At 67.1% G+C, this 23,288-nt stretch carries 22 protein-coding genes; 15 read left to right on the top strand and 7 right to left on the bottom strand.

All coding sequences use genetic code 11. The features are described from left to right. Positions 1-3: 3 nt before the first annotated feature. Positions 4-1,197, bottom strand: coding sequence for a macrolide family glycosyltransferase (locus ACNQVK_RS33655; protein WP_418033080.1), 1,194 nt, complete (start codon positions 1,195-1,197; stop codon positions 4-6). Positions 1,198-1,329: 132 nt separating this feature from the next. Between ACNQVK_RS33655 and clpB the strand changes: the two genes are divergently transcribed. Both clpB and ACNQVK_RS33645 read left to right on the top strand, forming a co-directional pair. After that, positions 1,330-3,876, top strand: coding sequence for an ATP-dependent chaperone ClpB (gene clpB, locus ACNQVK_RS33650; protein ID WP_418033078.1), 2,547 nt, complete (start codon positions 1,330-1,332; stop codon positions 3,874-3,876). An 83-nt stretch (positions 3,877-3,959) separates the two neighbouring features. Then, complete coding sequence (locus ACNQVK_RS33645) at positions 3,960-5,297, top strand: alpha/beta hydrolase domain-containing protein (RefSeq protein WP_418033076.1); 1,338 nt, start codon at positions 3,960-3,962, stop codon at positions 5,295-5,297. A 32-nt stretch (positions 5,298-5,329) separates the two neighbouring features. Here the strand turns inward: ACNQVK_RS33645 and ACNQVK_RS33640 are convergent, their stop codons facing one another. Both ACNQVK_RS33640 and ACNQVK_RS33635 read right to left on the bottom strand, forming a co-directional pair. Next, on the bottom strand, positions 5,330-6,409 hold the full coding sequence (locus ACNQVK_RS33640; protein WP_418033074.1) for a dihydrodipicolinate reductase: 1,080 nt from the start codon (positions 6,407-6,409) through the stop codon (positions 5,330-5,332). After that, positions 6,406-7,437: a Rieske 2Fe-2S domain-containing protein gene (locus tag ACNQVK_RS33635; protein ID WP_418033073.1), complete on the bottom strand. Its 1,032-nt coding sequence runs from the start codon at positions 7,435-7,437 to the stop codon at positions 6,406-6,408. The genes ACNQVK_RS33640 and ACNQVK_RS33635 overlap by 4 nt, the downstream gene beginning before the upstream one ends. A gap of 69 nt (positions 7,438-7,506) precedes the next feature. Between ACNQVK_RS33635 and ACNQVK_RS33630 the strand changes: the two genes are divergently transcribed. From ACNQVK_RS33630 to ACNQVK_RS33610, 5 genes are read left to right on the top strand one after another with little or no spacing between them, the layout of a single operon-like run. Next, positions 7,507-8,145, top strand: coding sequence for a TetR/AcrR family transcriptional regulator (locus ACNQVK_RS33630; protein WP_418033071.1), 639 nt, complete (start codon positions 7,507-7,509; stop codon positions 8,143-8,145). Between the two features lie 59 nt (positions 8,146-8,204). After that, positions 8,205-9,071: a trehalose monomycolate transport factor TtfA gene (ttfA, locus tag ACNQVK_RS33625; protein ID WP_135452052.1), complete on the top strand. Its 867-nt coding sequence runs from the start codon at positions 8,205-8,207 to the stop codon at positions 9,069-9,071. A gap of 34 nt (positions 9,072-9,105) precedes the next feature. Beyond that, a complete protein-coding gene (locus ACNQVK_RS33620; RefSeq protein ID WP_418033069.1) occupies positions 9,106-9,882 on the top strand; it encodes an SDR family NAD(P)-dependent oxidoreductase in 777 nt (258 codons plus the stop codon). An 18-nt stretch (positions 9,883-9,900) separates the two neighbouring features. Continuing rightward, a complete protein-coding gene (locus ACNQVK_RS33615; RefSeq protein WP_418034485.1) occupies positions 9,901-10,791 on the top strand; it encodes a hypothetical protein in 891 nt (296 codons plus the stop codon). Beyond that, positions 10,784-11,437: a TrmH family RNA methyltransferase gene (locus ACNQVK_RS33610; RefSeq protein WP_418033067.1), complete on the top strand. Its 654-nt coding sequence runs from the start codon at positions 10,784-10,786 to the stop codon at positions 11,435-11,437. Before ACNQVK_RS33615 ends, ACNQVK_RS33610 begins: the two co-directional genes overlap by 8 nt. Here ACNQVK_RS33610 and ACNQVK_RS33605 read toward each other — a convergent pair. The 3 genes from ACNQVK_RS33605 to cynR form a co-directional block, all read right to left on the bottom strand. Further along, complete coding sequence (locus tag ACNQVK_RS33605) at positions 11,403-11,930, bottom strand: nucleoside deaminase (RefSeq protein WP_418033065.1); 528 nt, start codon at positions 11,928-11,930, stop codon at positions 11,403-11,405. The two genes, ACNQVK_RS33610 and ACNQVK_RS33605, sit on opposite strands and share 35 nt — an antisense overlap. A 25-nt stretch (positions 11,931-11,955) precedes the next feature. Further along, positions 11,956-12,426 carry a cyanase gene (gene cynS, locus ACNQVK_RS33600; RefSeq protein WP_211157243.1) on the bottom strand — a complete coding sequence of 157 codons (471 nt, stop codon included), beginning with the start codon at positions 12,424-12,426 and terminating at the stop codon, positions 11,956-11,958. A 125-nt stretch (positions 12,427-12,551) separates the two neighbouring features. Then, positions 12,552-13,442, bottom strand: a complete 891-nt coding sequence (gene cynR, locus ACNQVK_RS33595) for a transcriptional regulator CynR (protein ID WP_418033063.1) — start codon at positions 13,440-13,442, stop codon at positions 12,552-12,554. A gap of 113 nt (positions 13,443-13,555) precedes the next feature. On the opposite strand from cynR, the gene ACNQVK_RS33590 reads away from it, so the two are divergent. From ACNQVK_RS33590 to ACNQVK_RS33580, 3 genes are all read left to right on the top strand, one after another. Beyond that, positions 13,556-14,761 carry an amidohydrolase family protein gene (locus ACNQVK_RS33590; RefSeq protein WP_418033061.1) on the top strand — a complete coding sequence of 402 codons (1,206 nt, stop codon included), beginning with the start codon at positions 13,556-13,558 and terminating at the stop codon, positions 14,759-14,761. 70 nt (positions 14,762-14,831) lie between these two features. Then, a complete protein-coding gene (locus ACNQVK_RS33585) occupies positions 14,832-15,944 on the top strand; it encodes a glycoside hydrolase family 76 protein (RefSeq protein WP_418033059.1) in 1,113 nt (370 codons plus the stop codon). A 3-nt stretch (positions 15,945-15,947) separates the two neighbouring features. After that, entirely contained in the window at positions 15,948-16,856 is a 909-nt protein-coding gene (locus ACNQVK_RS33580) for an LLM class F420-dependent oxidoreductase (protein WP_418033057.1), read from the top strand. Positions 16,857-16,860: 4 nt separating this feature from the next. Here ACNQVK_RS33580 and ACNQVK_RS33575 read toward each other — a convergent pair whose 3' ends face one another. Beyond that, positions 16,861-17,817: a LysR family transcriptional regulator gene (locus ACNQVK_RS33575; protein WP_418033055.1), complete on the bottom strand. Its 957-nt coding sequence runs from the start codon at positions 17,815-17,817 to the stop codon at positions 16,861-16,863. Positions 17,818-17,858: 41 nt separating this feature from the next. Here ACNQVK_RS33575 and ACNQVK_RS33570 point away from each other — a divergent pair, with 41 nt between their 5' ends. The 5 genes from ACNQVK_RS33570 to ACNQVK_RS33550 are packed head-to-tail and all read left to right on the top strand — an operon-like array spanning position 17,859 to position 23,277. After that, positions 17,859-18,248 carry a nuclear transport factor 2 family protein gene (locus tag ACNQVK_RS33570; RefSeq protein WP_418033053.1) on the top strand — a complete coding sequence of 130 codons (390 nt, stop codon included), beginning with the start codon at positions 17,859-17,861 and terminating at the stop codon, positions 18,246-18,248. Positions 18,249-18,267: 19 nt separating this feature from the next. Continuing rightward, a complete protein-coding gene (locus tag ACNQVK_RS33565) occupies positions 18,268-19,416 on the top strand; it encodes an XdhC family protein (RefSeq protein ID WP_418033051.1) in 1,149 nt (382 codons plus the stop codon). Positions 19,417-19,471: 55 nt separating this feature from the next. Next, a complete protein-coding gene (locus ACNQVK_RS33560; protein WP_418033049.1) occupies positions 19,472-20,386 on the top strand; it encodes an FAD binding domain-containing protein in 915 nt (304 codons plus the stop codon). Between the two features lie 3 nt (positions 20,387-20,389). Next, the gene (locus ACNQVK_RS33555) at positions 20,390-20,881 is read left to right on the top strand and encodes a (2Fe-2S)-binding protein (RefSeq protein WP_418033047.1); all 492 of its coding nucleotides are present in this window, start codon (positions 20,390-20,392) and stop codon (positions 20,879-20,881) included. Beyond that, the gene (locus ACNQVK_RS33550) at positions 20,878-23,277 is read left to right on the top strand and encodes an aerobic carbon-monoxide dehydrogenase large subunit (protein WP_418033045.1); all 2,400 of its coding nucleotides are present in this window, start codon (positions 20,878-20,880) and stop codon (positions 23,275-23,277) included. The genes ACNQVK_RS33555 and ACNQVK_RS33550 overlap by 4 nt, the downstream gene beginning before the upstream one ends. Positions 23,278-23,288 lie beyond the last annotated feature (11 nt).

Below are 23,288 nucleotides of genomic sequence, written 5' to 3'. Positions count from 1 at the left end.
CGCTCACCAGCGTCCGGCCGCGATGTCCTCAACTGCGTCGGCGGCATGTCCGGGTCCGCCGTGGGCGTGGATCTCCGCGCGGATGGTGTCGAGGTTCAACCGGATCTCCCGATCGGCCACGACACCGAGTACGGCGTCGCGGATCGCGTCCACGCCGGGCAGATGGTCCGGCAGGTGACGGCCCACCCCGATGGTCTCCAGACGGGTGGCGTTGGCCGGTTGATCGACGGCCTGCGGAATCGCGACCATCGGCACACCGAACCACAATCCCTCGGTGCACGAACCCATGCCGGCGTGAGTGATGAAACAGTCGGCCGATCGCAGCACTGCCGGTTGGGGAACGGATTCGCGCAGCTGAACCCAGTCAGGTACAGGACCCAGATCGTCGGCCCCGGCATGGCCGGTGGCCAAGACCAGCCGCCAACCGTGCCCGTCGAGTGCCTCGATCACGTTGCGGTACACATCGGCTCGTTCGGTGTAGGCGGTACCGAAGGCCAGCAGGGCCAGCGGACCGTCTCCGGCCGGCGGGCTCCAATCGCCCGGATCCCCGCGTCGTGGGTCGATGCACGGTCCGACGAACCGGTAGCGATCGCCGACCCGGTCGGAGTTGCGTTGCATCACTCGCGGGATCAGCACCAGACACCGCGCAGGCGCGCCGGTCACGTCGTCGAACGTCAATCCCGAGCGGGATTCGGTCAGCCAATCGTCGAACGCCCGGCGGTAGGCCAGGCCGCTGGGGCTGCCGAGGATCGGGCCGAGGATCTCGGCCATGTCGTCGTGGTAGCCGTCCCAGGCCACCTCGCTGGGTGACAACTGCGCCGCGGGCACGCCCCAGTGGTCGGCGGCCACCGGGCCCGCCATGCCGCCGATGTCGTAGAGCACCAGGTCGGGCCGGTCGGCGTCGAGTGCGGCGTGGACCTGCGGCAGGACATGCACCGCCTCGTCGAGGAACATTTGCATGCCGGCCACCGGGTCGGCTTCGGCGAAGGATTCCGGCGCGCCGGGCGCCCCCGGCAGTACTGATGTGCAGGCGATGACGTCGGCCCCGGTGGGCGCGGCCAAACCGGCCAGATGGCCTCCGACCAGGTAACTCACCCGATGGCCGCGGCGTACCAGGGCGTGAACCACCGCCAGATGGGGGTACATGTGGCTGGGTGTGGACGCGGCGACGACGGCGATGTGGGAGGGGGAGCGCACCCCGTCGAGTCTGCCCGGGAAAAATTTTTAAAGTTGAGCGGAACAGACTCAACCTTGACTACGTTGTACATCGCGACAAGCATTTTCCACGTAGCCGAATTGGCCGTGGACAGACATAGAAGGGGAGGTGTCGTGGACTCGTTCAACCCGACCACGAAGACCCAGGCGGCGCTGACCTCGGCGTTGCAGGCGGCCACCGCCGCAGGCAATCCACAGATCACACCCGCCCATTTGTTGATGGCGTTGCTGACGCAGAACGACGGTATCGCCGCACCGCTGCTGGAGGCGGTCGGAGTCGAGCCCGCGACGATCCGCGCGGAAGCCGAGCGCATCATCGGCCGCCTGCCGAGCGCGAGTGGCTCGAGTTCGCAACCGCAGCTGTCGCCCGAGTCGATCACCGCGATCACCACGGCGCAGCACCTCGCCACCGAGATGGACGACGAGTATGTGTCCACCGAGCACCTGATGGTCGGCCTGGCCACCGGGAGCTCCGACGTCGCCAAGCTTCTGACCAATCACGGTGCTTCGCCGCAGGCCCTGCGAGAGGCATTCGTGAAGGTGCGTGGCAGTGCCCGGGTGACCAGCGCGGACCCCGAGGGCAGCTACCAGGCGCTGGAGAAGTACTCCACCGACCTGACCGCCGCCGCGCGTGAGGGCAAGCTCGATCCGGTCATCGGCCGCGACACCGAGATCCGTCGTGTCGTACAGGTCCTGAGCCGCCGCACCAAGAACAACCCGGTGCTCATCGGCGAGCCCGGCGTCGGCAAGACCGCGATCGTCGAGGGCCTGGCCCAGCGCATCGTCGCGGGTGATGTGCCGGAAAGCCTGCGGGACAAGACCGTCATCAGCTTGGACCTCGGGTCCATGGTGGCCGGCGCCAAGTACCGCGGTGAGTTCGAGGAACGCCTCAAGGCAGTCCTCGACGACATCAAGAACTCGGCCGGCCAGGTCATCACGTTCATCGACGAGCTGCACACCATCGTGGGCGCCGGTGCCACCGGCGAGTCCGCGATGGACGCGGGCAACATGATCAAGCCCATGCTGGCCCGCGGTGAGCTGCGACTGGTCGGCGCGACCACCCTCGAGGAGTACCGGAAGTACATCGAGAAGGACGCCGCCCTGGAGCGCCGCTTCCAGCAGGTGCTCGTCGGTGAGCCGTCTGTCGAGGACACCGTCGGCATCCTGCGCGGCCTCAAGGACCGCTACGAGGTGCATCACGGCGTTCGCATCACGGACTCCGCACTGGTCGCGGCCGCCACGTTGAGTGACCGCTACATCACCAGCCGGTTCCTGCCGGACAAGGCCATCGACCTGGTCGACGAGGCCGCGTCCCGGCTGCGCATGGAGATCGACTCCCGGCCCGTCGAGATCGACGAGGTCGAGCGGTTGGTCCGTCGCCTCGAGATCGAGGAGATGGCGCTGTCCAAGGAAGAGGACGATGCGTCGAAGGACCGGCTGGAGAAGCTGCGCGGTGAGCTGGCCGACTACAAGGAGAAGCTCGCGGAGCTCACCACTCGTTGGCAGAACGAGAAGGGCGCCATCGACGTCGTCCGCGAATTCAAGGAGCAGCTGGACACGTTGCGCGGCGAGGCCGACCGGGCCGAGCGCGACGGCGACCTGGCCAAGGCCGCAGAGCTGCGCTACGGGCGTATCCCCGAGGTCGAGAAGAAGCTCGACGCCGCGCTGCCCGTGGCCGAGGCACGCGAGAACGTGATGCTCAAGGAGGAGGTCGGCCCCGACGACATCGCCGACGTGGTCGAGGCGTGGACCGGCATTCCCGCCGGCCGGATGCTCGAAGGCGAGACCGCCAAGCTGCTGCGCATGGAGGAGGAGCTGGGCAAGCGCGTCATCGGCCAGAAGGCGGCGGTGACCGCGGTGTCGGATGCGGTGCGCCGCAGCCGGGCCGGGGTGGCCGACCCCAACCGGCCGACGGGTTCGTTCATGTTCCTGGGCCCGACCGGTGTCGGTAAGACCGAGCTCGCGAAAGCGTTGGCGGAGTTCCTGTTCGACGACGAGCGCGCGATGGTCCGCATCGACATGAGCGAGTACGGCGAGAAGCACTCGGTGGCCCGTCTGGTCGGTGCGCCTCCGGGGTACATCGGCTACGACCAGGGTGGTCAGCTGACCGAGGCCGTGCGCCGGCGTCCCTACACGGTGGTCTTGTTCGACGAGATCGAGAAGGCACACCCGGACGTGTTCGACGTGCTGCTGCAGGTGCTCGACGAGGGCCGGTTGACCGACGGCCAGGGCCGCACGGTCGACTTCCGCAACACGATCCTGATCCTGACCTCCAACCTGGGTGCCGGTGGCACCGAAGAGCAGGTGATGGCCGCGGTGCGGGCGGCGTTCAAGCCGGAGTTCATCAACCGGCTCGACGACGTGATCATGTTCGACGCGCTCAACCCCGAGGAGCTGGTGTCGATCGTCGACATCCAGCTGCAACAGCTGCAGAAGCGGCTGGCGCAGCGCCGGCTCACCCTCGAGGTGTCGCTGCCCGCCAAGACCTGGCTGGCCGAGCGTGGTTTCGACCCGCTCTACGGTGCCCGTCCGCTGCGCCGCCTGGTGCAGCAGGCCATCGGCGACCAGCTGGCCAAGATGCTGCTGGCCGGCGAGGTGCACGACGGTGACGTGGTGCCGGTCAACGTCAGCGCGGACGGCGAAAGCCTCGTCCTGGGCTGATTGAGCCCGCCGAAAAGACGCGAATGTCCCCCAAAACTTCGGTTTTGGGGGACATTCGCGTCTGCTCGCGCTGAGATGGGCGGGTGGTTCCCTCGATCAAACCGGTCCCCGGTAAACCCAATCTGCTCCTCGGCGCCTACGACCTGGCCAACCTGGGTTACGGCGCCGAGGAGTTCCTTGTCTCCGGCACGGCCAGGTCCCATTCGCGCGGCGTGGCATCCGAGGCGGGCTACACGACGCGCATCGTGGTCCTGCGTCCTTCCGACGCCGCCGAGTTCAACGGCGTTGCGATGGTCGAATGGCTCAACGTCAGTGGCGGGATCGATGCTCCTGCAGTGTGGTTCATGGCACACCGCGAAATCGTGCGGGCGGGCTACGTGTACGTCGCGGTATCGGCGCAATACGTGGGCGTGGAAGGCGGGGACAGTCTCGTCGACAGCAACATGTCTCTGAAAGCGCAGCACCCCGAACGCTATTCGGATCTCCACCATCCAGGCGACGCCTTCGCTTACGACATTTTCACCCAGGTCGGCCGCTTGGTGCGCGACGGTGAGATCGTCATCCGTACGCCGGAAACCGTCCTGGCGGTTGGGGAATCGCAATCGGCGATGTTCCTGACCACGTACGTGAACGACGTCGATCCGGTCGACGCGGTCTTCGATGGCTTCCTGGTCCACTCGAGATTTGGCGCCGCTGCCTCCCTCGACGGATCAAGGGCGCTCGACGAGTCGCGTCCGGTGCCGTTCCGGGAGGACCTGCGGGTCCCGGTCCTCACGGTGCTCACCGAAACCGATGTGGTGGACGGCAATCTGCCCGGCTATCACCGGGCCAGAAGATCAGACGGCATCAATTTCCGGGCGTGGGAGATCCCCGGAAGCGCGCATGCCGACAACTACACGATCCGGGTGGGCTTCATCGACAACGGTTCGGCGCCCCTGGCGGACATCGTTTCGGCCTACACGCCCACCGACAAGTTGATGGGGAAGAAACTGTCGTACTTCATCAACTTCGCCCCCCAGCATCACTATGTGCTGCAGGCCGCGGTCGCGAGCCTCACCCACTGGGTCCGCGCGGGCGAGGCGCCGACGTCGATACCGCCCCTGGAATTGACCGAAGGCGGACAGATCCGGTTTGTCCTGGACGCGAACGGGATTGCCGAGGGCGGGGTTCGCACGCCATGGGTCGATGTCCCGATCGCGCGGACGTCCGGTCTCGCCCCGAACGAGAGCCCCATGTCCTTCCTGTTCGGGTCAGGCGAACCGTTCGACGCCACCAAGCTGCGTGAGCTGTACCCGGGCGGCGCAAACGAATACCTGGACAAGTTCACCGCGGCTCTTGATCGTGCCATCGAGGCCGGCGTCATCGTGCCCGCCGACCGTGCCGAGATTCTGGAGCTCGCCGCCTCGACATTTCCGACCTGACCTTCTGCTCGCGCTGGGAAGGTGAGCTCGCGCTAAAGAGTGAAGCGGCCTGCGAATCCGCGCAGCGGCACGTCGGCGCTCGTCAACAGCCCCGGCGGTGCCTTGACCACCGAGGCGATGGCGTTGAGTGCGGGCAGCCCGGTGACCGTCATGCCGATCGAGGCGAACGAGTCCGGATCGGACAGGTCCACCCCGGGTTTCGGGAAGATCATGTGCTTGTTGTAGACGCACGGATCCCCCTTGATCTGGGTGATGTAGCAGCCCTTGATATCCCAGCTCGGATCGGTGTGCGGGGTCATCTGCCATTCCAGGTGGGTCTCGACGCGCGGCACTCCGTCGACGATGCCCTGGTACTTGATGTAGTTGCCGCCCAGCGATCCCTTCGGCAGGGTGTACCAGCCCAGGTCGACATCCTTGGTGCAGGCGCCGAGTTCGTAGGTGAACTTGACCTCGTCGAGTTCCAGCCCGAAGCAGTCGGCCATCATCAGCACACTGTCGGCGAACACCCGGGTGTACTTCTCCAACTTGGCCGGGATCGACGGATCGTCGACGGGCAGGCCGTAGCCCACCTCGATCCAGGTGTCCTTGCTGTGATGACATGACACGTCGACGGATTCGATGGTGGTGACGTTCTCGATCTCGGCGACGTCGGCCGAGCACACCACGCCCAGGATCTGGTTCACGCCGGGGTTCATACCGGTGCCGTAGAACGTCGAGGAGCCCTTCGCGCACGCCTCGGCCAGCAGCTGGGACACCGGCTTGCCGGAGGGATGCGGGTGGTTGGTGTCGCGGTGCCAGCCGGTGATCCAGTCCGCGGTGGTGACGATGTTGATGCCGGCCTCAAGGACTTTCACGTAGAGGTCCTCATCCGGGAAGACACCATGAAAAGTGAGCACGTCAGGCTTTGTGGCGATGATCTCCTCGATCGACCCCGTCGCCGTCACCCCGATCGGATCGATGCCGGCGATCTCGCCCGCATCTCGGCCGACCTTTTCCGCTGTGTAGCAATGCAATCCGACAAGTTCGAGGTCGGGGCGCTTGCCGATGCGCCTGATCATCTCGGTGCCGACGTTGCCCGTCGCCACCTGGAATACGCGGATCTTCTCGGTCATATGGTGTCTGCCTTCCGGATGAGCGCGAGGTCTGCGGCACTACCGCCCAGACCGTCTGGATAGAACTGCATGGCCCACTTGCGGATTGCGGTGAAGCCCTCGTACTCGGCGGTGGCCAGCGCCGGAGGGTCGGAGTAGCGCTGGTGCGACCAGATGTGGATGTCCTGGGTGAACTGACGGATCACCTCGTCGCCGAACTCGTTGGCGCGCTGGGTGGCCCGGGGACTGTCCTTGCCGGGGGTTCGGCCGATGTAGACCATGAACCGCACGTCGGAGGTGGACTCGTCCACCGGGGTGACCGCCGAGATGGTGCGGTTGTCGATCATTCCCCAGCTCTTGGTCACCGCGATGCCCAGACCGCCGTTGATCGCCTCGACACCGCTGCGCACGTCGTCGATCGACTGTCGATCGTCGCCCTCGAACGTGATGGTGAAGTCGACGTAGGAGATCGGTGCGGCGAAGTCGTGGCGGGTGAACACCGGCACGATCGGGGTCTGGTGCACGAACTTGAAGTGCGCGAAGTCGACGCCGTTCTCCAGCACGTACTGCGGATGCAACTCGAGGCCTTCGCGGAACAACCTCTGCTGGGGGTAATAGTCGGTGGCGCTGCTGCCGTCGGCGAACGACGCGAACACATCCGGCGCATCGAAGTACGGCTCCCGCCCCTCGACGTCGTGCCAGATATAGATGACCTCGTTGAGCTCGGCCACGGGGTAGGTGCGCATCCGGCGGCCGCGGTTGGGCCGGTCCTGGTACGGGATACACACATTGCGGCCCTCGGCGTTCCACTGCCAGCCGTGGAACGGGCACTGGATGACCTCGCCGACCACCTGGCCGCCGAACCCCAGGTGGGCGCCCAGGTGCTCGCAGAAGGCGTTCATCACGGTCACCTGCCCGGATTCCGAGCGCCAGGCGACCATCTCCTCGCCGAAGTACTTCATCGCATGTACAGCCCCGACGCCGACCTGGTCTGACCAGGCGACTTGGAACCATCCTGTCGGTTTCATCGACAACGGTGGTTTGGCCATGACGCGAATCGTAGGAGGTTCTGTGAAACTTTGGAAGAGGGTTCTGTGAAATTGAGGTAATCTCCTGAGATGACCGAGGTGAGCGCGCGCCGCACCAACCGGCGCGGCGAGGCCACCCGGGAGAGCATGCTGGAGGCCGCGCGCAAGGCGCTGGCCACCGGAGACCCGGGAGCGGTCTCGGCCAACCGGATCGCCAAAGACATCGGTGCCACCTGGGGTGCGGTGAAGTACCAGTTCGGTGACATCGACGGGTTCTGGGCCGCCGTCCTGCAGCGCACCGCCGAGCGCCGGGCGGGAATGCTGAATCACCGAGACAACGGTGCGCCGCTGCGCCGGCGGGTGGCCGGCATCATCGACCTGCTCTATGACGGGTTGACCGCAAGTGATTCGCGGGCGATCGAGAATCTGCGCGCGGCGCTGCCACGGGACCATGCCGAACTCGAACGGCTCTACCCGAAGACCGCGGCCGAGCTGTCGTCGTGGGGGCAGAGCTGGCTGCAAACCTGTCAGCAGGCCTTCGCCGACCTCGACGTGGACCCCGAGCGGCTCCGTGAAGTCGCCTCATTCATCCCCGGCGCGATGCGCGGCATCACCTCCGAGCGCCAACTCGGCACCTATACCGACCTCGATGTGGCCCGGCGGGGACTCACCAACGCGATCGTCACGTACCTCGAAGCGCCTCGTTTAGGGCGCTCTGATCACCAGTAACCGGGTTGTGACCTCACAAGGTGGGGGCATTCCCGCCGTCAACAAGTAGGCTATGCCCGATGGTCCCGCTCTGGTTCACGCTGTCCGCACTCTGTTTCGTGGGTGCGGCCGTATTGCTGTACGTCGACATCGACCGTCGACGTGGGTTGGGACGGCGCCGTAAGTCGTGGGCGAAGTCGCATGGCTTCGATTACGAGCACGAGTCGCACGAGATCCTCAAGCGCTGGAAGCGCGGGGTGATGTCGACCGTCGGTGACGTCACGGCCAAGAACGTCGTGCTCGGCCAGATCCGTGGCGAGGCGGTGTTCATCTTTGACATCGAAGAAGTGGCAACGGTGATCGCGCTGCACCGCAAGGTCGGCACGAACGTCGTCGTCGATCTGCGACTCAAGGGCATCAAGGAGCCCCGGGAGAGCGACATCTGGCTGCTCGGCGCGATCGGTCCGCGGATGGTGTACTCCACCAACCTCGACGCCGCTCGTCGCGCCTGCGACCGCCGGATGGTCACGTTCGCCCACACCGCTCCCGATTGCGCCGAGATCATGTGGAACGAGCAGAACTGGACGCTCGTCAGCATGCCGGTCACGAGTACCCGCGCCCAATGGGACGAGGGGCTGCGCACTGTGCGTCAGTTCAACGACCTGCTGCGGGTACTGCCGCCGGTTCCGCAGAACGGTGTGGCACCGCAGTCGGGTCAGGGCAGCCAAGCTGCGCTGGCGCGTCGCGCCGGATCGCCCAGCCGCCCGTTGGCGCCGACGCCCGCCGGGCGCCGGGAGCTGCCTCCGGGCCGGGCCGACGCGGCACCCGGGCGTGGTGACGTCAGCCGCTACACCCAGCCGCGCCAGGAGCCCGGCCGTCCGGATGCGGTCCGCCGGACCCCGCCGCCGGCGCGCAACGGCCGTCACGCACCGCACTACCAGCGCTAGCCTGCGCATCAGAACAGTTCAGTAACCTGTCGGCATGCCTCGCCCCGTCGCGCTGATCACTGGACCGACCTCAGGGCTCGGCGCTGGGTTCGCCCGCCGGTACGCGCGCGACGGCTACGACCTCGTGCTCGTGGCGCGTGACGCCGTACGGCTGGAACAACTCGCCGCCGAACTGCACGACGAGGCCGGTGCAGGAGTCGAAGTGCTTCCCGCGGACCTGGCATGCGCCCCCGACCGGGCCAAGGTCGCCGACCGGCTGCGAGCCGGGGTGCAGGTGTTGGTGAACAACGCCGGCTTCGGCACGTCGGGTGAGTTCTGGACCGCCGATCTCGTCCAGCTGCAGGCCCAACTGGACGTCAACGTCACCGCCGTGATGGAGCTGACGCATGCCGCGCTGCCGTCGATGATCGAGGCCGGTAGCGGCACCGTCATCAACGTGGCCAGTGTCGCCGGGCTGGTTCCCGGTCGCGGATCGACGTATTCGGCCTCCAAGGCCTGGGTCGTCTCGTTCAGTGAGGGGCTGGCCAACGGGCTGGGTGGTACCGGGGTCGGCGTGCATGCGCTGTGCCCGGGTTTCGTCCACACCGAGTTTCATGCCCGCGCGGGCATCGACATGGCGGGCACACCGTCGTTCCTGTGGCTGCAGGTCGAGGACGTGGTGCGTGACTGCCTGGCCGACGTGGCCGCACGCAAGGTGGTCATCGTGCCGGGCCTGCAGTACAAGGTGCTCACCACCGGGGGCCGGATGGCTCCGCGAAACCTGGTGCGCGCCATGACAAAAGCAGTGGGAAAAGGTCGTGGGAGAACTTAGATCAGAACTGACGTGGCAGTGCGGGCGCTGATCGCGGCGGTGATGGCGATGCTTCTCGTTGTCACCGCGGGCTGCGCATCCGACGAACCTGGACGCACGTATGAAGCGTCGACCGCCGAACTCGGGGAATCGTTGGACATCCTCGGCTGGCACCTGAAGGTGTCGGACCTGAGGTTCGACACCGAACACGTACTGGTCGACGTCGAGGGCTCCGCTTCGGGGGATGCCCACGCCAAGCCTGAGGACATCCGGTTCGGCCTGTACGGCGCCCTGGCACATCCGATCGAGGCCGACGCGCTGCACGGCTGCGACGACATCACCAGCCTGGGAATCAGGCCGTTGTCGGCGACCGCGCCCGACAAGCTCAGCGGCACAGTCTGCTTGGGGCCGCAGCGGGACCAGAGCCAGGTTCGCGGCGTGTACGTGTATTCGCCCCGTGAGCGCATCGCCGGCACCACCATCGCCTACCCGGCCGCATTCCCGGTCGGGGTGTTGCCCACGAGTGTGAACGACGCCGGCGTCACCCTCAAGTCCACCAGCGTGGACGCGTTCAGCGCCGATGGCAGCCAACTGGCACCGGCCGCACTGGGCGACCCCAGCGCCTTCAACGGCAAGGGCTACATGCTCATCGGTCTCGAAATCGATGGTGCGGCAAAACGTTATGCGGACGATGCGGCGGCCCGTGGCGGTCCGCTCATGGTGGTGGCAGGCCCGTCGCTACCGCCGCCGGGGCTCAGCCATGCCTGTGCGGTGTACGGCTCTTCGGTGCTGATCCTGCCGGAGGCCTCGCGTGAGGCCGTCAACCTGCGCGCCTCGCTGTGTACGCAGGGGGAGATGAACGCGGCATTGTTGTACGCCTCGGTCTCGGTGATCGGCACGCACGCTGCCCTGTGGACCACTGGTGGCTGAGGCCGTCGGCCCCACCGAGTGGGGCGAGTCCCCAGGAGTGGGGCCATGGGAAGGGCCCTTGCCCTCCGGGGATGAAGCCGCGCGCTATGACGCCGCGCTGCTGCGCGACGGAGATACCCGCAATGTTGTTGATGCTTACCGGTATTGGACCCGGGAGGCGATCATCGCCGACATCGACCGGCGTCGGCACCCGCTACACATCGCGATCGAGAATTTCGGCAATGACGCCAACATCGGCGCCGTGGTGCGCACCGCCAACGCTTTCGCGGTCGACACCGTGCACATCGTCGGGCGGCGACGCTGGAACCGGCGGGGCGCCATGGTCACCGACCGTTATCAGCGGCTCTGCCACCATGACACCACCGCCGAACTGCTGTCCTTCGCCGCCGGCGCCGGGCTGACCGTCGTCGCGGTGGACAACGTGCCCGGCGCCGTGCGACTGGAACAGACCGAACTACCCCGCGACTGCCTGCTGATCTTCGGTCAGGAAGGCCCGGGCATCACCCCGGAGGCGCAGGCCGGTGCGGCCGTGACGGTGTCCATCGCGCAGTTCGGCTCGACCCGCAGCATGAACGCCGGTGTCGCTGCCGGAATCGTCATGCACGCGTGGATCACTCGCCACGCGGATTTCTCACGCGCCTGGTAGCGGTGGGCGCGCCGGCTACCCGGCGATCGCCGCCGTTGCGCTCCTGCCACAGCCGGTAGACGTCGACCGCGGCGTCGTGGGGTTCGTAGCGCATCGGCAGGCGGCGCTCGTCCCACGGTTTGGCGAACTCGTCGTAGAACGTGTTCAGCTCGAAGTACTTTCGATCGTCCACATAGTGCGGTTCATAGGCGTCGCGGGTGGTCAGGAACACCACCTCGTCCGGCGAGCAGTAGTAGAGCGACCCCAGGCACATCGGGCAGGGCTGGGCCAGGATGTAGATCGTGGCGCCGGCCAGGTGTTCGGTGCCGAGCGTGGTGCACGCCTTGCGGATGGCCAGGATCTCCGCGTGTGCGGTCGGATCGTGGGTCTGGGCGACCAGGTTCGGGCTTTCGGCCAGGATTTCACCGTCTTTGACGATGACCGTTGCGAACGGGCGGCCGCCGGCGGCCACGTTCTGGCGGGCGATGTCGATGGTGCGCTGCGCGAAATCCATGGGGCCTCCTCTGCGTCAGGTGGAATCAGAACGGTTTGGTGGGAAGGTATTTGCCGTCGAGGGTGATGACGGCGCGTTCTCCGCCCTCGGGGTCGGCGACCTTGCGGACATCGAGCTTGAAGTTGATCGCGCTGATGATGCCGTCGCCGAACTGCTCGTGGACCAACGCCTTGAGCGTCGTGCCGTAGACCTGCAGCATCTCGTAGAAGCGGTAGATCGTCGGGTCGGTAGGGACCCCGCCGGGGATCGAGCCGCGGGTCGGGATGGTCTGGAGCAGCAACGCGGCGTCGTCGTCGAGTCCCAGCAGAGCGGCGACGGCCCGGGCCGACTGCGCGGGCAGTGCATGCTGACCGAGTACGGCAGCGGTGACGAACGCCGGTGAGAGTTCGGCGGCGTCGGCGATCTGCTGCCAGGTGAGGTCCTTGCGGGTCTTCGCTTCGACTGCGGCGGTGGCCAGCGCCTGACGGGCGGTCGGATCAAATTGGGCGTGCACCATGCTCGGTGTCCTTCTCTTGTGGGGGCTGTGCGTGGGCGACCAGGGTCGGCCTCACCACCCACCACCTTGCGCGCGAAGAGCTATAGCGTCCAATACTTACTTTCCATAGTCCCCATAGATGGAGCCTATGGATTCACCTGCTCGGTGTAGCGCATCGCGATCGAGCTGAAAGCCCGCGCGGCCGCGGACTGATATCCCGCCGATCGGTGCAGGAGCACGACCTCCCGCGACGGTAGCGGGGGATCGGGTCGGATCGGATGAAGGTCGGCCCGCGCCTGCGTGATCGCGTCCGGCAACACCGTGGCCAGCGTGCCGAGCCGGACGAACTCGATCAGTGCGCTGATGGAGTTCGCCTCGATCGCGATGTGGGGTGTCACGTGTTGGGCGGCGAAGAACGCGTCGATGTAGTTGCGCGTGGCGAAGTCTCGGCTGAGCAAGGCCAACGGCTGAGCGGGCAGGTCCTCGATCGCGAAAGTCGCGACATCCGGATGGTGCGGATGGGCCGTGCCCACCACCAGGCTGAGCGTCTCGACGAAGAGCGCGGTCGCGGCGACGCCGGCGGTGTGATGGCCGGTGAACGCGATGCCCAGGTCGATGCGATCGTCGAGCAGGTCGGCCTCGATGAGGTCCTGGGTGGTCTCGATGACCGTGAGGGTGACGCCGGGGTGCTCGGCGTGGAAATGTCGCACCAGCGGGCCGATGAGGTAGGCGGTGATGGTGGGCGTCATGGCTATCCGCAGATTTCCACGGGTCAGGTCCTGCACGTCGTCGACGGCCCGGCGGGCGGCGTCGAGGCCCTGCAGGGCGAGACGTCCGTGCCCGGCGTATGCCTCGCCGGCGTCGGTGAGCCGCACGGTTCGGCCGGAGCGGTCCAGCAGCGTGGTGCCCAACTCGCGTTCGAGCTGCTTGATCTGCTGCGACAGGGTGGGTTGCGACACATGCAGCGCTTCGGCGGCGCGGGTGAAGTTGCCGTGGTCGGCGACGGCCAGCAGGTAGCGGAGATGGCGAAGCTCCATCAACCCAATTTATAGGCTCTGCCTATCGCAACGATGACATCTGCGACTTGGACACTATGGCCGACTGTCGGCAGGGTTGAGGCCAGACGAGAACCCGAGAAATCGGAGCTGCCATGACTCCCCAGACGATCGACGCATTGATCGATGTCGCTCTGCCCGACGGCCGCCGGGTCGATGTGACGCTGCGCGACGGACGAATCGAGTCGATAGACGGCCACCGACAAGCGGATCCGTCCATCGCGGCTCCCGGGCGGCACATCATCGACTGTGGTGGCGCGCTGCTCCTGCCCGCGTTCGTGGACGGTCACTGCCATCTGGACAAGACGTTCTGGGGCGCGCCGTGGCAACCGCACCGTTCGTCGGGGTCGTTGCGTGAGCGCATTGCCGACGAGCGAGCGCTGCGCGCCGAAATCGGAGTCCCCGTCACCGTTCGGGCCACCGCGTTGGCCGAGCACATGGCCTCGCTGGGCACAGGTCACGTTCGCTCGCACGTCGACATCGACCCCGACGTGTTGCTCGCCGGCCTGCACGACCTGCTGGAGGTCCGGGAATCCCTGCGCGACACGCTGAGCATCCAACTGGTGGCGTTTCCCCAGAGCGGCGTCGTGACCGCCCCGGGTGTGCCTGATCTGCTCGACGCGGCCCTGGCCGAGGGCGCCGATCTGATCGGCGGGCTCGACCCGGCGGGATTCGACGGGGATGTCGACGGTCAGCTCGACGTCGTGTTCGGGCTGGCCGAGCGTCACGGCGCGGGCATCGACATCCACCTGCACGACGGCGGTAACGTCGGCACCCGGCAACTCTCTGCGATCGCCGAGCGGACGAAATCCCTTGGGATGGGCGGCAAAGTGACTGTCAGCCATGCGTATTGCCTCGGGCAGATCGATGAAGGCGAGCTCGCCATGACCGCCGCCGCGCTGGCCGATGCGGGAGTTGCGGTGATGACCAACGGCCCGGCCGGGACCATGCCGCCGGTGCTGCGGTTGCGTGAACACGGTGTCCTGGTGTTCGCCGGCTCGGACAACATTCGCGATGCCTGGTGGTCCTACGGGACCGGCGACATGCTCGAACGAGCCACGATCATCGGCCTTGAGGGCGGCCTGATGACCGATGACGAGCTGGGGTTCGCGGCGTCGCTGATCACCGACTCCGCCGCCACCGCCCTCGGACTGACCGATTACGGACTGCGGCCGGGTAACCGGGCTGACCTGGTGGTCGTCGCTGCGGCCAACTCCGCCGAAGCGGTGGCGGGACATCCTGAACGCCTGCTGGTGCTGCGCGGTGGGCGGGTTGTGCGCGTGGCGGATCAACTGTCCTGACCACGCGAGGAGCGCGGAAACTGCTCGACATGCCGACAATTCGGCGGCGCAGTAAGGCAGGATCGTCAGCATGGATCAGCTATGGGCTAACCGTGCGGCCAGCGCCGAAGCTGCGATCACCCAACGGCACCTGACGAAGCTCTGGGGTCTGCCGGGCACCCAACTCGGTGTCGTGGCCTGGCCGGCGACCAAGAAGTACCGCAAGTTCGGAACCTGGCACTACTGGTGGCAGGCGCATCTCCTGGACACGCTGGTCGACGCCCAGGTGCGGGATCCGCAGCCCGAGCGGGTAACCCGCATCGAGCGGCAGATCCGGGGGCACCACATCCGCAACAACCTGTCGTGGACCAACAGTTACTACGACGACATGGCCTGGCTGGCGTTGGCCCTCGAGCGGGCCGGGCGGCTGGTCGGTGTCGAGAAGTCCCACGCACTCAAGAAGTTGTGCGCACAGTTCGTCGATGCCTGGGTGCCCGAGGACGGCGGCGGTATCCCGTGGCGCAAACAGGATCAGTTCTTCAACGCCCCGGCCAACGGTCCGGCGGGGATCTTCCTGGCCCGGTACGACGACCGGTTGCGCCGGGCCCAGCAGATGGCCGACTGGATCGACGACACCCTGATCGACCCGGAGACCCACCTGGTGTTCGACGGCATCAAAGCCGGCTCGATGGTGCGTGCGCAGTACACCTACTGCCAGGGCGTGGTGCTCGGGCTGGAGGTCGAACTCGCGGTGCGCACCGAGGACACCCGGCACGCCGAGCGGGTGCGCCGCCTGGTGGCCGCGGTGGACAAGGAGATGGCCCCCGACGGTGTCATCAAGGGTGCCGGTGGCGGTGACGGCGGGCTGTTCAACGGCGTCACGGCGCGGTACCTGGCGCTGGTGGCCAACACCCTGCCGGGGGATACGGCCGAGGATCAAGCGGCACGGGAGACCGCGCGTTCGATCGTGCTCAAATCCGCACGGGCGGCGTGGGACAACCGGCAGACCGTCGATGGGCTGCCGCTGTTCGGTGCGTTCTGGGAGCAGACCGCCGAGGTGCCAGGGGCCGAGGGCCAGCAGGCGCAGTTCGTCGACGGCGCGGTCAACGCCTCTGCGATCCCTGAACGTGACCTGTCGGTTCAGGTGTCGGGTTGGATGTTGATGGAGGCCGCGCACACGCTGGCCGCAGGCGAAGAGGAGTAGGACTTGACCCAGGCGCAGCGAGCCAGGATCGATTTTCCGTCCCGGATCGGGGTGTGGTGGGCCAGCGAAACCTGGTCGATGCCAGATGCGCAGGAGGTCGCCCGGGAAATCGAGGCACTCGGCTTCGGCTCGCTGTTCCTGCCCGAGGTCACCGGTAAGGAATGCCTGACGCAGTCGGCGGCCTTCCTGGCCGCGACTCAGCATCTGGTGGTGGGCACCGGCATCGCCAACATCCACGTCCGGGTGCCGAGTGCGGCCGAGACCGGTGCGCGCACCCTCACCGCGCTGTATCCGGGCCGGTTCGTGCTCGGTCTCGGTGTCAGTCACGGGCCGTTGGTCGAGCACGGCCTGGGTGGCGTCTACCAGAAGCCGCTGGCCACCATGCGCGACTACCTGGACCGGATGGCCGCTGTTCCCGAGCAGATCGAACCGGGCATCGGCCGCCCGCCCCGGCTGCTGGCCGCACTGGGTCCGAAGATGATCGAGTTGTCCGGCACTCACGCCGACGGCGCCCACCCGTACCTGGTGACCCCCGAGCAGACCCGGATCACCCGCGACATCCTCGGTCCGGAGAAGTGGATCGTCTCCGAACAGGCGGTGGCGATCGGGTCGACCGATGAGGATCAGCTCCGCCGAGCGCACGCTCACCTCGACGTCTACAGCGGTCTGCCGAACTACCGGAATTCGTGGCTGCGTCAGGGGTTTGACGAGTCCGATCTGGTGCGCGGTGGATCCGACCGGCTGGCCCGCGGTGTGGTGGGGATGGGGTCGGTCGAGGGCGCCGCCAAGGCGGTGACGGCGCATCTGGAAGCCGGCGCCGACCATGTCGTGCTGCAGGTGCTCGGTGACAACCCGATGGCGGACCCGCGCCCGGCGCTTCGTGAACTGGCCGGCGCACTCGGACTGAGTTAGTCCGTCAACTCCACAGGGTCACGTGCACCTTGGGCCGAAATCTGGTGACGCCCACCCCGGTTCCCCGGATCATGGCCTGGGTGCAACGCGGGGTCGTGATGAACCGCACCAGTTCGGACACGGCCGGCTGCCGGGCCGCCGCGGGCAGGGTCGACGCGAACCATTCCCCGGCGATCTGCAGGCCCGGCCCCTTGAGTTGTACGAGCCTGCCGCTGGTCAGGTCGGCCGCCACGGCGAACCCGATCGTCGGCATCACCCCGCCGACCCGGTGCACCTCCTCCAGCGCGGCCGCATCGCTCTGGAAGATTCGCTGCCGGGCCTCGGGAATCGCGAGGTGTCGCAACATGGTTGCGATCTCGCCGTCGACGCTGCCGCCGGAGGGCCCGAGCGTCCACTGCTGCTCGCGCAACTGAACCGGGCTCGGGGACCGTCCGGCCAACGGGCTGTCCCGAGTGGTCACGGTGATGATCTGGTACTTCAGGAACGCGCGCACCGCGAGCGTCGGATCATCGACCTCCGGCGGCGGGCCAAGCGCGATATCGATCGCACGGGTGGCGATCAGGTCGGCGAAGCGGCCGGCCGGGTGGACACTGAGCTCGACCGAAAGGTCGTCGGCGCGTGAGGAGAACAGCTCGATGAGTCCGGGCGCCGCGTGTTCGGCGAACGCGCTGGATGCCGCGATCCGCAACAGCCGCCGACCGTGCGCGGCCTCGGTCACCTCGATGGCGGTCTGCTGCTGTAGGCCGAGGATCTCGACGGCGCGGCTGGCCAGGCGCAGACCACCCGGGGTGAAGGCCAGGCCGGCCGCGGACCTGGTGAACAGCGGATCGTCGAGTTCTTTGCGCAGCTGGGCGACATGCATCGAGATCCCGGCGTCGGACATACCCAGTTCCTCGGCCGCGGCCCGCACCGAGCCCAGCCTCACTACCGCCGAAAACGCACGCAATTGCGCGGGTGTCACGACTGAAGCCTAGAACGGCTCCCGAGTCGTACGCTCGCAGAATGTTGTATCGGTGGTTGGTGCGAAGGCAGGCAATCGCCCTGTGGGCGAAGCTCTCAGATCAGCGTATCGACGAGATACCGCTCGCCGACGACGTGCACTTCGTATATCTGGGGGACCACCCATTGGCGGTGGATCTTCGCGGTGCCGATGCTGAGCGGGCATGGTTGCGCGACAAGTTCTTTCGGAGCTTTCCCGATATCCGGTTCGAGGTGGAGTCGATGGTCGTCGAAGGCGGCCCCTGGTCGACCCGCATCGCCACCAGTTACGCCGCCACGCGCCAGGGTCAAGTCGTCTATCGGGGAGTCAATGTCGGGCGCGTCGTCTGGGGCAAGGTCGTCGAGGAGCGGATTCTCCCCGACACCCAGGCGCTGGTGGCGGCACTCGGATGAGGCGCTCTAGATTGAGAGCGTGAGAGATGTGCTGAGCACACTGTTAGCGGTCTGGCGTGCGGGCGAAACCGCAGGTGTCGGGACTGTGGTGCGCACATTTCGGTCCGCGCCACGCCCCGCGGGTGCGGCGATGGTGGTCGCCCCCGACGGGACCGTCGCCGGGTCGGTGTCGGGCGGCTGCGTCGAGGGCGCCGTGTACGAACTGGCGACCGAGGTGATGGCGAGCGGCACCCCGGTGCTGCAGCGCTACGGCGTCAGTGACGACGATGCGTTCGAGGTCGGACTCACCTGCGGCGGCATCCTCGACGTGTTCGTGGAACCGGTGTCCCAGAACACGTTTCATCAGCTGAGTGCCATCGCCGATGACATCGAGGCCCATCGTCCCGTCGCGATGGCCACGGTCATCGCACATCCCGACGCGTCGTGGGTTGGCAGGCGTTTGGTGGTGCATCGCGACACGGTCGAGGGCTCGCTGGGGTCCCTGCGTGCCGATGCCGCGGTCACCGACGACGCCCGCGGGCTGCTGGCGGCCGGTCGCAGTGAGGTACTGACTTACGGTCCCGACGGTCAGCGCCGCGGTGAGGGCATGGAGGTCTTCGTCGCGAGCCACGCGCCGCGGCCCCGGATGCTGGTGTTCGGCGCCATCGACTTCGCGGCAGCCGTCGCCCAGCAGGGCGTGTTCCTGGGCTACCGCGTCACCGTGTGCGACGCCCGGCCGGTATTCGCCACCTCCGCGCGGTTCCCGACCGCCGACGAGGTGGTGGTGGACTGGCCGCACCGGTACCTGGCGGCCCAGGCAGAGGCGGGGGCGATCGACGCCCGCACGGTGATCTGCGTGCTGACCCACGACCCCAAGTTCGACGTGCCACTGCTGGAGGTGGCGCTGCGACTGCCCGAAGCCGCCTACATCGGTGCGATGGGGTCGCGGCGAACCCACGAGGACCGAGTGGCGCGCCTGCGTGACGCCGGGATGACGGAGGCCGAGCTGGCCAGGTTGTCCAGCCCGATCGGACTGGACCTCGGCGGCCGGACGCCCGAGGAGACGGCGGTGTCCATCGCTGCCGAGATCATCGCCCAGCGCTGGGGAGGCGGCGGGCGGCCGCTGGCTCATACCGACGGTCGTATCCACCATGAGCAGGGCGAACGTAGGGCGCTGCCGGCCAGTTAAGTAATCGCTTAACTGGCTGTTGACGCCGAGGTAAGTCGGGTGTGAGCTGGCTCACATGCAAGTACCCGGCCCCTTTGAGTACGAACGCGCCACCACCGTCGACCACGCCGTCGGCTTGCTGGACCGGTTGGGCGAGGACGCCAGGATCGTCGCCGGTGGGCACAGCCTGCTGCCGATGATGAAGCTGCGCATCGCCAACCCCGAGTACCTCGTCGACATCAACGACCTCGCCGCCGAGCTCGGCTACATCTCTGTATCGGACGTCAGCTCCCCGCTCCTGGTCCGCATCGGGGCGATGGCCAGGCACCGCCAGGTGCTGGAGTCCGATCCGCTGGCGGCGGTGTGCCCGATATTCCGTGACGCCGAACGGGTGATCGCCGATCCTGTCGTGCGTAATCGGGGCACGCTGGGGGGCTCGCTCTGCCAGGCCGACCCGGCCGAGGACCTGACCACCGTGTGCAGGGTCCTCTCGGCGACATGCCTGGTCCACGGGCCGGCCGGCGATCGGGAGATCCCCATCGACGATTTCCTCGTGGGGCCCTACGAGACCGCGCTGGCTCACAACGAGATGCTGATCGAGGTGCGGATCCCGGTACGCCACCGCACCTCCAGCGCGTACGCGAAAGTGGAACGCCGCGTGGGGGACTGGGCGGTCACCGCCGCCGCAGCCCAGGTCACGCTGGACGGGAACTCGGACGGGGCCTCGATCGCCACTGCCCGTATCGGTCTGACCGCGGTGAACGCCGACTGGGACGCTCTGCGTGCATTGTCGGATTCGTTGGTGGGCAAGCCCGCCGTCGAGGAGACCTTCGCCGACGCGGGTGCGGCCGCCGCGCAGGCCTGCGATCCGGTCAGCGACATGCGCGGCAGCGCCGACTACAAACGCCACCTGGCATCCGAACTGACCATCCGCACGCTGCGCGCGTCCGTGGAGCGGATACGCAGCACCCCTGCGCTGGAAGGGAATTGAGCCATGCAGGTCAACATGACGGTCAACGGCGAAGCGGTCAGTGCCGAGATCGAACCCAGAATGCTGCTGGTGCACTTCCTGCGCGACCAATTGGGACTGACCGGGACCCATTGGGGTTGCGACACATCCAACTGCGGCACATGCGTCGTCGACGTCGACGGAGAACCGGTGAAATCCTGCACCATGCTGGCCGCGATGGCCTCCGGGCACACGATCCGCACGGTCGAGGGCATGGAGGTCGACGGTCATCTGGACCCGGTGCAGGAAGGGTTCATGCAGTGCCACGGACTGCAATGCGGGTTCTGCACCCCGGGCATGATGATCACCGCCCGTGCGCTGCTCGACCGCAACCCGGACCCGACCGAAGAGGAGATCCGCGAAGCGGTCTCGGGTCAGATCTGCCGCTGTACCGGCTACACCACGATCGTGCGATCGGTCCAGTGGGCGGCACGGCAGGGCCGTGAGTCGGCTGCTCATGAGGAGGCGAACGCATGACGACGCTGGAGAACCCGGTCAGCCGCCCCGAGGACACCGCGACGAACGACGCGAAACCCTGCGGTCACGGCCGGATGCTGCGCAAGGAGGACCCTCGATTCATCCGGGGCCGCGGCACCTACGTCGACGACGTCACGCTGCCGGGCATGCTGCACCTGGCGATCCTGCGCTCGCCGTACGCGCACGCCAGGATCGCGGGCATCGATGTGACTGCGGCGCAGGCACATCCGAAGGTCAAGGCCGTGGTCACCGGTGCCGACCTGGCGGAGAAGGGCCTGGCCTGGATGCCGACGCTGTCCAACGACGTGCAGGCCGTGCTGGCCACCGACAAGGTCCGGTTCCAGGGCCAGGAGGTGGCCTTCGTGGTCGCCGAGGACCGGTACTCGGCCCGCGACGCCCTGGAACTCATCGACGTCGACTACGACCCGCTGGACCCGGTGATCGACGCCCGGCACGCACTGGACGCGGACGCGCCGGTGATCCGCACCGACCTCGAGGGCAAGACGGACAATCACTGCTTCGACTGGCAGACCGGGGATGCCGCGGCCACCGAGGCGGCTTTCGCCAAGGCCGATCTCGTGGTCAAACAGGAGATCGTCTACCCGCGCGTGCATCCCGCACCGATGGAAACCTGCGGCGCGGTCGCCGATCTGGATCCGGTGACCGGCAAGCTCACCCTGTGGAGCACCTCGCAGGCACCACACGCGCACCGCACGTTGTACGCACTGGTCGCCGGCCTGCCCGAGCACAAGATCCGGGTGATCTCGCCGGACATCGGCGGTGGGTTCGGTAACAAGGTGCCGATCTATCCCGGGTATGTCTGTGCGATCGTCGGGTCTCTGCTGCTGGGCAAGCCGGTCAAGTGGGTGGAGGACCGCAGCGAAAACCTCACCAGCACAGGGTTCGCGCGGGACTACATCATGGTCGGTGAGATCGCCGCGACCTCCGACGGCAAGATCCTGGCGATCCGGTCCAACGTGCTGGCCGACCACGGTGCCTTCAACGGCACCGCGGCCCCGGTGAAATATCCCGCGGGCTTCTTCGGCGTGTTCACCGGCAGTTATGACATCGAGGCGGCGTACTGCCACATGACCGCGGTGTACACCAACAAGGCACCAGGCGGAGTGGCCTACGCCTGCTCGTTCCGCATCACCGAGGCGGTGTACTTCGTCGAGCGCCTGGTGGACTGCCTGGCCTACGAACTCAAGATGGATCCGGCCGAGCTGCGGCTGCGAAACCTGTTGAAACCCGAGCAGTTCCCGTACAAATCCAAGACCGGCTGGGTGTACGACTCCGGCGACTATGAGAAGACGATGCGGCTCGCGATGGAGATGATCGGTTACGCGGGCCTGCGCGCCGAGCAGCGGGAGAAGCGCGAGCGCGGCGAACTCATGGGCATCGGAATGTCGTTCTTCACCGAGGCCGTGGGCGCCGGCCCGCGCAAGGACATGGACATCCTCGGCCTCGGCATGGCCGACGGCTGCGAACTGCGGGTGCACCCGACCGGAAAAGCTGTGGTGCGGTTGAGTGTCCAGACCCAGGGGCAGGGCCACGAGACGACCTTCGCCCAGATCGTGGCCGAGGAACTCGGGATCCCGCCCGAGGACATCGACGTGGTGCACGGCGACACCGACCAGACCCCGTTCGGCCTGGGCACCTACGGCAGCCGGTCCACACCGGTGTCGGGCGCGGCGGCCGCGCTCGTCGCGCGCAAGGTCCGCGACAAGGCCAAGATCATCGCGTCCGGGATGCTGGAGGCCTCGGTCGCCGACCTGGAATGGGACAAGGGCAGCTTCCACGTCAGGGGTGATCCGACGGCTTCGGTCACCATCGCCGACATCGCGATGCGCGCGCACGGCGCGGGTGATCTCCCGGAGGGAATCGAGGGCGGTCTGGACGCCCAGATCTGTTACAACCCGGAGAATCTCACCTACCCGTACGGTGCGTACTTCTGCGTCGTCGACGTCGACCCGGGTACCGCCGTGGTCAAGGTGCGCCGGTTCCTCGCGGTCGACGACTGCGGCACCCGGATCAACCCGATGATCATCGAGGGGCAGGTGCACGGCGGCCTGGTCGACGGCATCGGCATGGCGTTGATGGAGATGATCGCGTTCGACGAGGACGGCAATTGCCTGGGCGGGTCGTTGATGGATTACCTCATCCCCACCGCGATGGAGGTGCCGCACTTCGAGACCGGCCACACCGTCACGCCGTCGCCGCACCACCCGATCGGAGCCAAGGGAATCGGTGAGTCCGCGACGGTGGGCTCACCGCCTGCCGTGGTGAATGCTGTGGTGGATGCGTTGGCGCCGTTCGGGGTTCGGCACGCGGACATGCCGCTGACCCCGTCGCGGGTATGGGAAGCCATGCAGGGGCGGGCCAGGCCGCCCATCTAGAGGGAGTACAG

Source organism: Mycobacterium sp. 134 (assembly GCF_048282715.1).
Taxonomy (GTDB): domain Bacteria; phylum Actinomycetota; class Actinomycetes; order Mycobacteriales; family Mycobacteriaceae; genus Mycobacterium; species Mycobacterium septicum.
This window is presented reverse-complemented; position numbering and strand designations above follow the sequence as displayed.